This is a genomic window from Pasteurellaceae bacterium RH1A, assembly GCA_012221805.1.
Classification (GTDB): Bacteria; Pseudomonadota; Gammaproteobacteria; order Enterobacterales; family Pasteurellaceae; genus RH1A.
Map to the genome: position 1 here is coordinate 1,529,385 of CP015195.1, position 14,221 is coordinate 1,543,605.

10 protein-coding genes are annotated in these 14,221 nt (G+C 48.1%); 4 read left to right on the forward strand and 6 right to left on the reverse strand.

Annotation, left to right across the window (positions count from 1 at the left end; all coding sequences use genetic code 11):
- Positions 1-4: 4 nt before the first annotated feature.
- Together A4G20_07175 and A4G20_07180 are read left to right on the forward strand one after the other, a co-directional pair.
- Positions 5-1,390: a two-component system sensor histidine kinase CpxA gene (locus tag A4G20_07175; GenBank protein QIW16128.1), complete on the forward strand. Its 1,386-nt coding sequence runs from the start codon at positions 5-7 to the stop codon at positions 1,388-1,390.
- Between the two features lie 45 nt (positions 1,391-1,435).
- Entirely contained in the window at positions 1,436-2,134 is a 699-nt protein-coding gene (locus A4G20_07180; protein QIW16129.1) for a carbonate dehydratase, read from the forward strand.
- Here A4G20_07180 and A4G20_07185 read toward each other — a convergent pair.
- The gene (locus A4G20_07185; GenBank protein ID QIW16130.1) at positions 2,115-2,663 is read right to left on the reverse strand and encodes a glycerol-3-phosphate acyltransferase; all 549 of its coding nucleotides are present in this window, start codon (positions 2,661-2,663) and stop codon (positions 2,115-2,117) included. The genes A4G20_07180 and A4G20_07185 overlap by 20 nt on opposite strands.
- Before the next feature lie 69 nt (positions 2,664-2,732).
- Between A4G20_07185 and A4G20_07190 the strand changes: the two genes are divergently transcribed.
- Positions 2,733-3,083 (forward strand): dihydroneopterin aldolase, encoded by a 351-nt coding sequence (locus tag A4G20_07190; protein QIW16131.1) that lies wholly within the window; start codon positions 2,733-2,735, stop codon positions 3,081-3,083.
- 9 nt (positions 3,084-3,092) lie between these two features.
- Positions 3,093-3,986, forward strand: coding sequence for a cytidine deaminase (locus tag A4G20_07195; protein ID QIW16132.1), 894 nt, complete (start codon positions 3,093-3,095; stop codon positions 3,984-3,986).
- Positions 3,987-4,096: 110 nt separating this feature from the next.
- Here A4G20_07195 and A4G20_07200 read toward each other — a convergent pair whose 3' ends face one another.
- The 5 genes from A4G20_07200 to A4G20_07220 form a co-directional block, all read right to left on the reverse strand.
- Entirely contained in the window at positions 4,097-5,587 is a 1,491-nt protein-coding gene (locus A4G20_07200; protein QIW16133.1) for a hypothetical protein, read from the reverse strand.
- A 1,336-nt stretch (positions 5,588-6,923) separates the two neighbouring features.
- Positions 6,924-10,019 (reverse strand): transporter, encoded by a 3,096-nt coding sequence (locus A4G20_07205; protein ID QIW16134.1) that lies wholly within the window; start codon positions 10,017-10,019, stop codon positions 6,924-6,926.
- Positions 10,020-10,031: 12 nt separating this feature from the next.
- Complete coding sequence (locus tag A4G20_07210) at positions 10,032-11,255, reverse strand: efflux transporter periplasmic adaptor subunit (protein ID QIW16135.1); 1,224 nt, start codon at positions 11,253-11,255, stop codon at positions 10,032-10,034.
- Between the two features lie 63 nt (positions 11,256-11,318).
- Positions 11,319-11,870, reverse strand: a complete 552-nt coding sequence (locus tag A4G20_07215) for a hypothetical protein (GenBank protein ID QIW16877.1) — start codon at positions 11,868-11,870, stop codon at positions 11,319-11,321.
- A gap of 260 nt (positions 11,871-12,130) precedes the next feature.
- On the reverse strand, positions 12,131-14,005 hold the full coding sequence (locus A4G20_07220; protein ID QIW16136.1) for a peptidylprolyl isomerase: 1,875 nt from the start codon (positions 14,003-14,005) through the stop codon (positions 12,131-12,133).
- Between the last annotated feature and the right edge of the window lie 216 nt (positions 14,006-14,221).

Below are 14,221 nucleotides of genomic sequence, written 5' to 3' on the forward strand. Positions count from 1 at the left end.
AAATATGCACCTCTTCAACCGTATCAAAAAAATCCGCAATTACCTAGCTTATCAAATTTTTGCCTCATTTTGGTTCACCTTTGCTATCCTGCTCGGCATTGCCTTTATCCTACCCCATTACGATGCCCGTATTTTCTCAAACCTTGAAAGCGGTGAACTGGCCTTTTACCAACGTGAAAGCCAAAGTACTGAGGTTGAATACAACCTGGATGAGGTTTTTGAGCGAGGCCTGGCTGTCAAAACCCCCAATGGCTTTGATGTGATTTTACTGGAAAAAAACACGGGTATGTTTCGGGGCGTGCCTGAACACCACCTCAAGGCCTTCCAAACCTTTATTTTTCGGGCAGATAACCCTGCAAAACCGCTACAACGTCGCTTTGGCAACGTTGAATACCACGGGCCTTTTGTCTTGCAATCGCCGCAACGAGAATATTATCAATACTTCCTCAAGCGGGTTGATCCTCAAACTGAACTGATCAATAAGCTCTTTGACTCCCCTTGGCTCATGCTGCTCCTGCTCTTGCTCATCAGCACGCCCGTCCTACTTTGGCTGGCCTGGAAAATTGCCAAGCCTGTCAAGGCCTTGCGGATTTCAGCCAATGCGGTGGCCACCGGCAATTTGGCTATTGATCCGAGGCTAGAAACCGAAGGCATTAATGAGCTGCGTAAAGTGGGTCGCAGTTTCAACCAAATGGTAAGCTCACTTCAGAACCTGCGTAACTACCAACAACGCCTGCTCTCAGACATTTCCCACGAGCTTAAAACGCCACTTACCCGTATGCAGTTGGCCGTTTCCCTCATTCGCCGCCGCAATGGAGAGTCCAATGAGCTAACCCGTATTGAAAACGAAATCGACAAGCTCAATACCATGATTTTAGACCTGCTGACCCTCTCCCGCCAGCAGCTGGGCCACCACTTGACCCGTGAAGTCTTTACCGTCAATAAGATTTGGGAGGATGTGCTGGAAAATGCCAAGTTTGAAACCGAACAAAATGGCATCAGCCTCTATGTTAGCCAACGCATTCCCTTTACCGATCACCATAAATTAAATGGCAATCAGGTACTACTGGCCAGCGCCCTGGAAAACGTTATCCGCAATGCACAAAAATACGCTAAAAGTATGATCAAGGTCACCATGTATATTGATAAGGCAGAGCTGATTATCTTGGTGGATGATGATGGCATGGGTATTCCTGATGGCGAATACGACCAAATTTTCCGCCCCTTCTACCGTGTAGAACAAGACCGTGCCCGCCAAACTGGCGGCACAGGCTTAGGTTTGGCCATTGTGGCCAATGCCATTCAGCAACATAAGGGCTTGGTACAAGCGGCCAAAAGCCCGATTGGGGGATTGAGAGTAGAAATTAGATTGCCTTTGTGGGTAGAATAGACCCTTGCAAACATCAACAAGATACAAAAAATTTAAGGAAAGACCATGAAATCCATCGAAACCCTCTTTGCCAATAACCACGCCTGGGCGACTGAAATGAAGGATCAGCAGTCTGATTATTTCAAGGTGCTGGCCGCCCACCAAAAACCGACCTATCTTTGGATTGGTTGTGCCGATAGCCGTGTGCCTGCCGAAAAGCTAACGGGCCTGGAGCCTGGTGAACTCTTCGTTCATCGTAATGTGGCCAATTTAGTTATCCATACCGATCTCAACTGTCTGTCTGTGGTGCAGTATGCGGTGGATGTGCTGGATATTGAACATATCATCATCTGCGGCCATACCAACTGCGGGGGCATTAAGGCCGCCATGACCAATGAGGATTATGGCTTGATTAACAACTGGCTCTTGCATATTAAAGATCTCTGGTTCAAGCACAGCCACCTCTTGGGCAAGCTACCGCCTGAAGATCGGGCGGATATGTTAGTGCGTTTGAATGTGGCCGAGCAGGTTTATAATCTGGGCCGTTCGTCTATTATTGATGCTGCCTGGAAACGGGGCAAGAAACTCTCTATCCACGGCTGGGTTTATGATGTTAATGATGGCTTCTTAAACGATCAAGGGGTGATTGCCACCAGCCGAGAAACCCTTGAAATTACCTACCGCAATGTGATTGCATCGCTCACCACCGAGGCGGAACACATGGTGGAACAGCATCAGGAAGCGATTACCACCACCGAACCTTAGGCTCCAACCCTCGCCACATATCTTGGATATTGTCGTGGTAGCGATAAACAATCAAACAACAAACCAGGGCGATAGGAAAGGTCAGCTCTGGCCTGAGCCACCAAACATAGGCCGGCAGCACCAGCGCAGTCAGCACGGCACTAGCCGTGCGATAGCCCAGCACTAAAAAGCTAACCAACCATGTGGCTAGAGCCAGGCCTGCAATCCCAAAACTCATGGGCAGAATTACTCCCAAGGCCGTCACTGTGCCCTTGCCACCCTCAAACCTGTTAAAGACAGGGAAAATATGCCCCAAACAAACAGCAAAAGCCACACCACCCAAGGCACTTGGTGAAAGATTGAGGGCAAGGCCTACTGCAACAGGTAAAATCCCCTTGAGGAAGTCTAGAACCGTCACCCCACAAGCGGTCAATTTTTGCTGATTTTTTGCAAGGGCCTCCCCGCCTGATAACCAGTTAAAGAGCCTAAGGCTGGGTATGGTGCCCAAGAAATAGGCACTTATAATCAAGAAATGTGACAAACCACTCATATTTTTCCCTTTTATATTTCAAATGGTGCTGGCTTTGAGTAGCATATCATACTCTAAAAAGGAGCTTTTATGCACGATAAAGTATTTATTAAAGAATTAACCGTTTTCGCCTCCATCGGTGCTTATGAATGGGAGAAAACCATTAAACAGCGTCTGGTTTTCGACCTCGAAATGGCCTGGGATTTCCGCAAGGCAGCCGAGACGGATGATGTCCAATACTGTCTCAATTATGCCGAGGTCTCCCAAGCTGTTATTGAGCTGACCCAATCCCAACATTTTGCCCTGGTTGAAACCCTGGCCCACCGAGTGGCGGATATGATCCAGGCCAAATTTCAAGTGCCCGCCCTCCGCCTTACCCTCCACAAGCCCAAAGCGGTTGCAGAAGCCGCCAGCGTGGGCGTGATTGTTGAACGCCATTAAGGAGTTTTTATGCCAGATTTAACCCATATTCAAGCCCGCCTAGCCGCCCTAGAAACCCAAAACCAAGCCATCACCCAAGCCCTGCTTGAGCAACTGATTAAGCAAGACTACCAAGCCCAATTCTCAGCCGATTTTGTCACCCAAACCTGCCAGCAGTTTGAGTTATCAGCGGTAGATTTAGCCCTCCACTGCCTGCCCCTGGCCGCCTGCTATGCCTTGGTGCCGGTATCCAACTTCTACGTTGGAGCGGTAGCCATTGGCCAATCTGGCAACTTCTACTTTGGGGCCAACCAAGAATTTGCAGGCGAGGCCATGCAGCAAACCGTACACGCTGAACAAAGTGCCGTTGGCCACGCCTGGCTGGCAGGAGAAAAGGGCTTAAATCATATTGTGGTCAATTACACCCCTTGCGGCCACTGCCGCCAGTTCTTAAACGAACTCAACAGCGCCTCAAGCCTACAGATCCACCTGCCCCACAGCCAAAACAACCAGCTGCACAGCTACCTGCCCGATGCCTTTGGGCCTAAGGATTTGAATGTAGCCAAGGTCTTGTTTGACCCGCAGGAGCATCACCTAAATCTGACAAATTCAGACCCACTGGTGCAAGCCGCCCTCCAAGCCGCCAACCAGGCCTATGCCCCATACAGCCAAGCACTCAGCGGCCTGGCCTTGGAGGTGGGCAATCAGATTATCACCGGCCGCTATGCCGAAAATGCTGCCTTTAACCCCAGCTTCCTGCCCTTGCAAGCAGCCCTCAACTACCGCCGCCTACAGGGCTTAAGTGACTTGCCCATTAAACGAGCCGTCATGGTGGAAAAACAAGCGGTTCTCAGCCATGCAAAAATGGCAAGGAGTTTGCTCAAAGAGTTTGGCGTGGAATTGGAATATTATGCGGTGGAATAATTTGCAGGTTTTTGTGGATTTTTAACCGCTTGCCGCAATAAAAAACCCTAACCATCTCTCAACGGTTAGGGTTTTCTTTATCTAAGCACCGATGGCTTCAGCTTCTTGGTTTAAAATTTCCCTGTAAAATTCAAGCTCACGCCCCGTTGGGTGCTGCCGAACATGGCACGCTGGATATAAGGCATAAGATCTACATTGAAACTTGGGGCAAAGTTATAACGCAGGCCGGTTTGGATTTTTGGCCGCAGGCTATTCACACTGGCCTCATGTTGGAAGTTGCCAATATAAGGTGCATTAACCTTATAGGTTGGCGCACTGTTGGAAATGGATTTTTCCACCTCCACGCTGGCCAGCCATTGCAGGCTTGGGTTAAGCTGGACGCTGGATTTCAAGCCCACGGCCAAGGCTGTGTCTTGGAATTTGAGGTTGGCATAGGTGGCAGGGAATTCTGCACCCGTTTCAGTATAGCCATCACGGCGGACTTGGCTGTAACGCAAGGCACCATACCAGCCGATTTGGTTGCCGCTGGCCAAGGCAATGTCCTTACCAAAGGTTAAGCTGGCACCCAAGCCCTTGATGGTGCTGACATTTTGGCCTGCTTCTGTGTTTTTCAGGGCTTGGCGTTTGATACTGGCTTGGTACTTATCCCAAGCGACACTTGGTGCCAAATACCAGCCATCTTTTTCCCAATGGGCAAAGAGGCTAAGGCCTAGGTTGTTGCGTTTGGCCTGATAGGTGTCTGGCAACTGGCGGTAATGGGAGCGGTCGAAGCCCAGGCCCAGGGTTAAACCATTGTGGCCATAGCCCAAGCGCAGGCCAGACATAAAGTCTTGGCTGTGGGTTGTTTGGCTAAAGTCGTTTAAGACAGCATAACAGAAGCCATTATCCGCAATACAGCCCTGTTGCAAGCGGCGCAAGGCGTTGGCCTGTAGGGAAACCAGGTTAAAGGTGTCTGCCCCCAACTGGTGGAGGGTTTGTTGGGTTTTGGCCACGTCCACCATCGCAACCACAACAGGGCCTTGGGGTGCTGGGGCTGGCTCAACCGGTGCTGGGCTAGGTTCAGGCGCTGGAGCTGGCTCATCAGGCACCACATATTCAGGCAAGGCTTCTGCTTCTGGGGCTGTGTCGGGGGTGGAGGTGTAGGCCAGCTTCCAGAGGGCCATTACCATTCCAGTATAGCCACCACTCCTATCGTCAGTTTCAGAACCTCCAGCTACGATGGTACCATCAGCGTTAATTTTCCGAGCAAACGATTGGCCAGAATTATCACTTTTTAAGGTGCCTAAATCGGTTTTGGTTGCCCAGTTAGGGCCAGACCATAATACGGCTCTATATTCATTATTTTCGTTATGGGCATAACCTACAACTACACTTTGATCATCACTCAAGTCAGTTGCTGCAGAGCTACCTAAATTATCGCTTCTTAAGGTGCCTAAATCGGTTTTGGTCGCCCAGTTAGGACCAGACCATAATACGGCTCTATCTTCATTGTTGTCATTGGTAGCCTGACCTGCCACCACTCGGCCATCGGCACTGATAGCGCTAGCACTAGAATAGTCAGAATTATCACTTTTTAAGGTACCCAACTCGGTTTTAGTCACCCAGTTAGGCCCTGACCATAAGACATCCTTACTCCTATGAATAGAGGGATTATAACCTATTATCACACCTCCATCAGCACTGATAAGATCAATTATAAACATTGAGCGACCCAAATCCGTTTTAGTCGCCCAGTTAGGGCCTGACCATACTACAAGTCTAATTTCATTATTGTCATTGATAGCCCGACCTGCCACCACACGGCCATCAGCACTGATGGATCTAAGATCAGACCAGCCTGAATTATCACTTTTTAAGGTACCTAGATCAGTTTTAGTCGCCCAGTTAGGGCCAGACCATAATACGGCTCTCTCTTCATTATTGTCATTGGGAGCGATGCCTGCCACTACACGGCCATCGGCACTGATATAAACAGCCACAGACCTACCGGAATTATCGCTTCTTAAAGTGCCTAAATCGGTTTTGGTTGCCCAGTTAGGGCCGGACCATAATACGGCTCTCTCTTCATCATTGTCATTGGGAGCTCTACCTGCCACTACACGGCCATTGGCACTGATGCTATTAGCGTAGGAAAAGCCTGAATTATCACTTCTTAAAGTACCCAAATCAGTTTTTGTAGCCCAGTTAGGCCCTGACCATAATCCGAACCAATCATTGGAACTAGGATTTATCACCACACTGCCATCATCAGAGACCTTCATAATCAATACATGAGGAACATCATCTATTTTGATAGTTTCAAGCAGAGAAATATTTATATTAGCAAGGCTTACAGAAGAAAGGAGACTAAGAGAGCAAAAAACAAAGAGAGGTTTTAATAAGAAGGGAGAATTATGCTTTGATTGATTGATTGATTGATTGATTGATTGATTGATTGATTGATTGATTGAGAGGATTTTATTTTGCCACGGGCCAGTTCGCAAGCGACTTGCCAGCAATTTAGGGCAGTGTTCCAAATAATTTTATAGGCCTTGTTCATGGGAGATCTCCTAGGGTGTTAAAAAACAAGCGGATAAATTTTAGGCTTTTCTTGCAAAAGAAGCAATCGTTTGCTGTGTAAATTTTAGAGGGAAGGCTTCGACAGCGGTTCGACAAGCTCAACGGCCTTTGATGGCGCCAGCCTCCAGGCTGGTGCCGCAGACCTCTTGAGCGAAAAGGCACCAGCGAGGACGCTGGCGCCATCAAGGATCCTGATAAAGTTGATAAGCTTTATGGCTCACCAAGTTAATGTTTTGAACAGTTGTGGCGAGGACGCTGGCGCCATCAAGGGGCCGTGGAATAATTTGCAGGTTTTTGTGGATTTTTAACCGCTTGTCGCAACAAAAAACCCTAACCATCTCTCAACGGTTAGGGTTTTTCTTATCTCACTTTCAAGCCTTAGGCCTTAGGTAAGGCATATTTCTCTTCATCAAACTCAGGAAGCGGTTTGTGTTCGCTGCCTAAGAAGGTGTAGATCACCGGAAGCACAAACAGGGTAAAGAGTGTCCCGATGGCCAAGCCTGCAACAATCACCATACCGATACTAAAGCGGGCAATGGCACCTGCACCAGAGGCAAAGAGGAGAGGGATCAAGCCTGCAATCATGGCCGCTGTGGTCATCATGATTGGACGTAAACGGATGGTTGCAGCATACACAATGGCCTCAAAGCGGGATTTGCCGTGGAGCAACTGCTCTTCTTTGGCCACTTCACACATCAAGATACCGTGTTTGGTGATCAAACCCACTAGGGTAATCAAGCCTACCTGGGAGTAGATATTGAGGGTTGAGCCTGCAACACCTGCAACGCCTAACACGTTCATTACCAATAACGCACCACTGATGGCCAGCGGAACCGACACCAGGATAACCAGCGGATCACGCCAGGACTCAAACTGGATGGCTAGCACGATGTAGATCATCACGACAGCCAAGGCGAAGGTCATCATCATAGAGTTACCCTCTTGGATGTACTGACGGGCTTCGGATTTGAAGTCGTACTGGTAGCCTTGTGGGAGGCTGCGGTCTAGTTCAGCCTGGGCCCATTTCACGGCATCACCGATAGAACCGGATACCACGCCGCCGATGGTGGCTGAGTTAAGCTGGTTCATACGGCTAAGTGAAGCTGGTTCGGTCACGGTTTCCATGGTCACAAACGATCCCAATGGAATAGAGGCGCCGCTGGCCGTGGTCACATAGTAGTTCATTAAATCCTGTGGATTTAAACGGTCTTGGCGTACCGCTTGTGACACGATTGGGTAAGCACGGGAGTCGATATCCACACGGGTGATGATAGCGCCTGACAAGAAGCTACCCAAGGTGCCGCTGACCTGTTGCATGGTCACGCCATAGGTGCCCATTTTTTCACGGTCGAACTTCATTTTCATGGTGACCGTGTCAAATTTCAGGTCTAGGTTAGCAAAGAAGAACTGGCCTGAGGTTTGGGCTTTCTTCAAGAAGTCAGCCGCCACTTCAGCAAGTTTGCTGTAGCTTTCGGCTGTGGTAATCACCACAGAGAATGGCAAGCCACTTTCCCCTGTTTGGATTTCAGGGAAGGCAACCGCATTCACGTCCATGGCTACCACATCTTTGGCTAGGCCTGCTACCACATTTTTCACTTCAGCCTGGCTCTTTGAACGCTCAGACCAATCTTTCAAGGAAATAATGGATAAGGCACTGTTGCTACCGCTAAAGCCTGCAATAGACATCATACCGTGAACTTCTGGCAGCTCGAGTACTTTCTTGTTAAATGGCTCAAGAGCTTCTTGGCTGTAGTCTAAGTTGGTGTTAGACGGGCCATTTGAGAAGGCCACAACCACACCACGGTCTTCGCTTGGTGCCACTTCGCTGGAAAGCGAGGTAAACAAGAAAGGCAGGCTGGCGAAAATGGCGATGGCAAAAATCAACATAAACCAACGCACGGCCATCACACCCCGAAGCATATTGGTGTAGCAAGAAGTCATCTTGTCTAACATGCCATTGATGCACTTCACAAAGCGGCTTTCGTTTTCGTGGTCGTGCGGTTTAAGTACCCGGCTAGACATCATTGGCGAAAGCGTAAGGGCGGCAATACCTGAAATAAAGACCGCACCTGCAAGGGTTAGGGCAAATTCCTTAAAGAGGGAACCTGTCACACCTTCCATCAAGGCCATTGGCGAGTACACGGCGGCCAAGGTGATGGTCATAGAGATAACAGGCAGGGCGATTTCTCGTGTGCCGATGATGGCCGCATCAAATGGCGATTTGCCCTCTTTAACGTGACGCTCTACGTTTTCCAAGACCACGATAGCATCGTCCACCACCAAGCCGATGGCCAGGATCAGGCCTAAAAGCGTTAAGAGGTTGATGGAGAAGCCCAGCATTTGGAGTAGGAAAAGCACCCCAATCAAGGAAATTGGAATGGTGATAACCGGAATAATCATGGCCCGCAATGAACCCAAGAAGAGGATAATCACCACCAATACGATTACTGTTGCTTCACCAATGGTCTTGATTACCTCGGTGATGGAGCTGTTAATAGCAATGGTGCTATCGTATAAAATCTCACCCTGAATTGCAGTTGGTAGGTTATCAAGAATTTGCTCAAAGAGCGGATACACATTCTTGGCCACGGTTAATTTATTGGCCGTTGCGGCTGCTTCTACAGCAATCACCACCGCATCCTTGCTGTTGGCTGTGGCACGGGCGGCATCAGAGGATTTGTCTAGTTCAACGCTGGCAATATCCTTAAGCTTAATTTGTAAGCCTTCAGATGTGGTTGCAACTGTCACGTTTTCCAGTTCTGACACAGATGGCGTGGTGGACTCTACCTTGTTCTTATAAACCGTGTAGTAACCATTGGCACTGCCTGCGGCAGTAGAAAGGTTGTTGGCACTCAGGGCTGACAAGACAGAAGCACCTGAAAGGTTGTAGCCTGCCATTTTGTCAGGATCTAACCAAATACGCAGGCCAAAGGTTGCCCCACCAAAGATGTTTACGCTGGATACACCATTGACAGTAAAGAACTGCGGCTTAACCACACGGTTAAGGTAGTCTGTTACCTGCGGTGCAGAAAGCTCATCCGAGGTAAAACGGATGTACATAAAGGCATCGTTAGAACCTGAAGACACGCTGATAGACGGATCGTCAATCCCGCTTGGGAGGTTAGAACGAATGGCATTCACCTTGGCAGAAATATCTGAAAGGGCTTCTTGCGGGTTGGTATTGAGCTTCATCTTGGCCGTTACCGTGGTGGTACTCGGGCTAGAAGATGAGGTCATATAGTCAATATTGTCCGCCTGGGCCACCGCTTCCTCAATTTGTGAGGTAACCAAGGCCTGCATAAGGCTGGCATCGGCACCGGCGTAATTTACGCTAACGGTGACGATGGAAATCGTCATTTCAGGGTATTCACGCACTTGCAACTTGCTGATTGACTGTAAGCCCAAGATGGTAATCAAGAGGCTGATACAGATAGCAAGTACGGGGCGTTTGATAAAAATATCGGTAAATTTCATTGCCTACCTCAATTAGAGTTTGGTCGATTTGGCCGGCTGGGTCACGCCTACAGGCTCAACATCGGTGACTTGCACCAAGGCATTGTTGCTTAAACGTTGTAGGCCACCTGTTGCAATTAAATCACCTGCTTTTAGGCCCTTGCCTAATTGGGCATAGACACCACGGCGGTCAAGGGTTTTAACCTCCACTTGTTTAGCACGGTAGATCTTGTTCACATCTAGGCTTGGGTTTTGTTCTGCCATCTTGTTGATAAGGTTTTTATCTTCCTCAGACAGGGCTTGTAGCTGATAAACCGTTTCGCCATACATGGTATAGGTCACCGCAATTTGTGGCACGATCACTTGGTTGTGCTGGCTTGGTAAAGAGACATTTAGGCGGGCAAACATACCTGACAAGAGTTTCTCTTGGCCTTCGGTAATTGTCGCTTCAAGATTGATTAAGCCGGTGCTGCGATCCACCGCAGGATCGATGGCCGTAATACGGGCTGGGAAGGTTTGGGCTGGCAGAGCATCAATTTCTGCTGTCACCTTTTGACCAACAGCTAAATTTTCAAGATCAGTTTGTGGCAGGGTGAAGCGAACCTTCATGGCACTTTGATCTTCCACACGTACAATTTCAGTACCCATGGTAATATATTGACCCACGTTTACATTGACGATACCCGCCACGCCGCTAAATGGCGCATAAATTTGGCGACGGCCAATGGTCGCTTTAAGGGATTCAATATTAGCTAAAAGCTGATTGTAGGTCGCTTGGGCATTATCAAATTCCGCTTTTGAGGCAGAGTTTGAAGCAATCAAGTTACGATAACGATCAAAATTGGCCTTGGCAGCTGAAAGCTGGGCTTGGGAGGCCTTAAGGGTGGCTTCTTCCACGCTGCTGTCGAGTTCTAACAAGAGATCGCCCTTGTTCACACGCTGGCCAGATTGAACCAGCACACGTTTAACCGTGCCAGCTGCCTGAGCACTTAACATGGCCCCTTGGTTTGGACGAATGTAACCCACGGCAGAGATCATTGGCGTCCAGTCACGGGTTGCCACTTCCATTGCTGTGATTTGGCTGACTGATTCAGGCATATTGGCTGCGGCCTCTGCTTTTTTGCCCGCAATAAACTGCTGCAAGAAAACCACTGCACCAAAGGCAACTAACACAATAATCAGTGTTAGGATGATTAAAAACTTTCTACCCAAGCCTGTTTTTTTCTGGCTTTGTGGTGTCACAGTTTCTGTTGTCATATAAGCTCCATATTGAATAAATAAAAAACATTTGGCCCTCCCTATTTAAGGGAGAGTATCGACCTAACGGCGAATGGCCAGCCAGGTGCGCTCAACCATTTCTTCTATCATTGCTTCCGAGTAGCGTATGCCCTCAATAATCTGAATATAGGCCAAATCACGGATAACCCCGAAACTAAGGGCATAAATCATATTATTGGGTAGGTTTGCAATCTCACCTGTTTGCCTGCCCCGGTCTAAAAATTGGTTCCAAGGCATATCCTCCGCACTGGTACAAAACTTCACCACATCGTGAAATTTTGGCAAGGCTTCATATTGGTGCATATTCATCACAATCGTGGGATTGTTCTGCAAATAATGCCACTTGCCCAGCCACATCTTGCGGTACTGTTCAAACAGAGGCAAGCCAGGGGCAGCATGTCGCATACTGTCTTGATAAAAGCGTTGAAAGAGAAATAAAACCAGTTGAGTTAATAAATCATCTTTATCTTTGAAATGCACATAAATGGTGCCAACCGAGAGCTTGGCCTCTTTGGCGATTTTATGTGTAGAAAGATTTTGCACACCTTCACGAGCCATTAACACCTCGGCCGCCATTAAAATTCGCTGTGCCATCTCCGATTGAGACACGTCAAACTTAAACATAAGACCAACCTTTTGGGGGTTAATGAACGGTCGTTCATTTTACTGATTTTTGCCACAAAGCAAAGGGGGGAAACGCAAAGTTTTGTAAGGATGGGGCAAGCGGGTTATATTTTAGCCCACGCAGGGCAAGCCCTAGGTGGTTAAGCATGGTTGAGGGGCTCTTGCAAGTTTTGATGATTTTTACACCGCTTGTAAAAAGAAACCCCGAAATCCAATTTCGGGGTTGAAACTTAATGAGAAGTGCTTTGCTGATCTAAAAGTTCTTCATTAATATCAATGCTGGCACGTTCCCGCAAATCTTGCACCACGACACGGGTCAGATCTGCCCGCTCGGCCCATTCCACGGCTTGGGCCACTTGTTGGAAGTCAGCTAGGCTACCATCGGTTACACTGTCTAGGGCCAAGACCACCACATCGCCATTTGCCGCACGACTGGCCTTGTAACTTGGGCCATTAAGCGGTTTTGGCATGGCAAAAAGATCTTGTGCTAACACAGGCGACAAAGCGGAGTCTGCATAGCGGCTTGTGGCTTTCGGGCTAAATGAAATGCTCACGCTTTCACCCTTGGTTAGTTTTTCCACCATGTCTTGGGCTTGGGCAGTTAAGGCTTTTTCTGCCTTGTCTTGTTTCAGGGCGCTTTCTGCCTGTGCCTTAGCCTCTTCAAAGGTTTGCGGGCGAGAGGCCTCAAACTGGCTAACCTTGAGGAACATGGAGCGAGCTTCCGCAGCCGTGCTTAAATCAATGGCCTCTGATAGTTCGCCTGTGGTGCGGAAGTCCTTGGCAAATAATACATTGGTAATCTTCTCATTATCCAAGGCTTGAGGCAGATTATCTGGCGTGAATTGCTCGTTTTTTTGCACCTCAACCCCCGCCAACTGAGCCAGTTCTGCCAGTGAAAGCTGGTTGGCCTTGTTACTGATTTCACCAATGATTTCAGAATATTTGGCGGCTGTTTCTTCTTGAGTTAAGCGATCCTTAATTTGTGCCTTAACCTCATCCAAACTTAAGGCCGTGGTTGGCTTACGCTCTAAGACCTTGATAATATGGAAAGCGCCATCCACCTGCACAGGCTGGCTGAACTGGCCAGCTTGAAGGTTATTGGCTGCCTGTTCAAAGGCAGACGGGAAAACCCCTGGCTTGGCCCAACCTAGATCACCGCCTTGGTTAGCAGATAGAGGATCGGCTGACTTGATTTTTGCAAGTTCTGCAAAATCCTGCCCCGCTTGTAGAGCGGCTTCCACTTCTTTGGCTGCTTCTGCATTGGCCAGCTGAATATGGGCCAAGCGGGCTTCGCCCTGGGTGACAAAGCGGGCCTTATTGATTTCGTAGTAATTTTTGATCTGCTCATCAGACACCTTGATATTTTTGGCTACATCCGCAGGGGTGAAACTGAAATATTCTACGCTTAATTTTTCAGGCTCTGCAAACTTGGCTTGGTTGGCCTCAAAATAGGCCTGAACTTCGGCGTCTGTTACGCTTTGCTTCTGAGCCGCTTCTGCCAAAGGCAGGATAGCTGCGCGATATTCACGGCTTTGCAGGCTGAATTTGGCCAAGGCTTCCTGCTGGACTGGGGTCATAAAGTGGGTTGAAGCCAGACCTTCTTCCAGCTGGGAGCTTAAGATCCCCTCGGCCACAATACTGGCAAAACGGTCTGCTGAAATATTATTTTGACGCAAGACCATTTGATAAAGCTCATTGCTGAAACGGCCGTCTTTCTGGAAGGAGGCATCATGAACGATGGCCGATTTAATTTGGTCAGCAGTCACCCCTAATTTAAGATCGGTCATATATTGGCGTAAAAGGCGCTCATCAATCAGCTTATTTAAAACCCCTTGATTGAACTGTTTTGCTGTCTCAGGGTTATCTACAATCTTCCAAAAGTCCTCTCCCATTTGAGACAACAAGATATTTTGCTCACGGCTTCTAGCAGCAGAAAAGGTTTGTTGATCAATGCTCTCCCCATTTACCTTGGCCACTGCATTATCATCACCATACAGGAGCGAGCCACCTACACTGACGCCGCCCAAAACAAAGGAAAGGGAAACGGCAGTAAAAATCAGCTTAAAGGCAAAACTGTTGGTTTTTTCATGCATTTTTTCAATCATTTGACAAAATCCTAATTTGAAGAAAATTGTGGGGGATTATACTGATAAATCACCTTTTTTTAAACAAGGTTTTTTTCCCTTTTAGTTTCAATTAGTTAAATAGGTATTTTTCTAAAGTGTACAAAAAACAAGAAACATTCCGAAACGCTGTAAAAATAGCAGGAAAGAGAGAGCCTAAGGCATTGCAAGCGGGAGAATTAAGGGGAGATTTTGCAA

Excerpts from the sequence above, each read along its gene's own strand:
- A4G20_07175 (QIW16128.1), top strand. The coding sequence starts at position 5 with ATGCACCTCTTCAACCGTATCAAAAAAATCCGCAATTACCTAGCTTAT.
- A4G20_07180 (QIW16129.1), top strand. The coding sequence starts at position 1,436 with ATGAAATCCATCGAAACCCTCTTTGCCAATAACCACGCCTGGGCGACT.
- A4G20_07185 (QIW16130.1), bottom strand. The coding sequence starts at position 2,663 with ATGAGTGGTTTGTCACATTTCTTGATTATAAGTGCCTATTTCTTGGGC.
- A4G20_07190 (QIW16131.1), top strand. The coding sequence starts at position 2,733 with ATGCACGATAAAGTATTTATTAAAGAATTAACCGTTTTCGCCTCCATC.
- A4G20_07195 (QIW16132.1), top strand. The coding sequence starts at position 3,093 with ATGCCAGATTTAACCCATATTCAAGCCCGCCTAGCCGCCCTAGAAACC.
- A4G20_07205 (QIW16134.1), bottom strand. The coding sequence starts at position 10,019 with ATGAAATTTACCGATATTTTTATCAAACGCCCCGTACTTGCTATCTGT.
- A4G20_07210 (QIW16135.1), bottom strand. The coding sequence starts at position 11,255 with ATGACAACAGAAACTGTGACACCACAAAGCCAGAAAAAAACAGGCTTG.
- A4G20_07215 (QIW16877.1), bottom strand. The coding sequence starts at position 11,870 with ATGGCACAGCGAATTTTAATGGCGGCCGAGGTGTTAATGGCTCGTGAA.
- A4G20_07220 (QIW16136.1), bottom strand. The coding sequence starts at position 14,005 with ATGATTGAAAAAATGCATGAAAAAACCAACAGTTTTGCCTTTAAGCTG.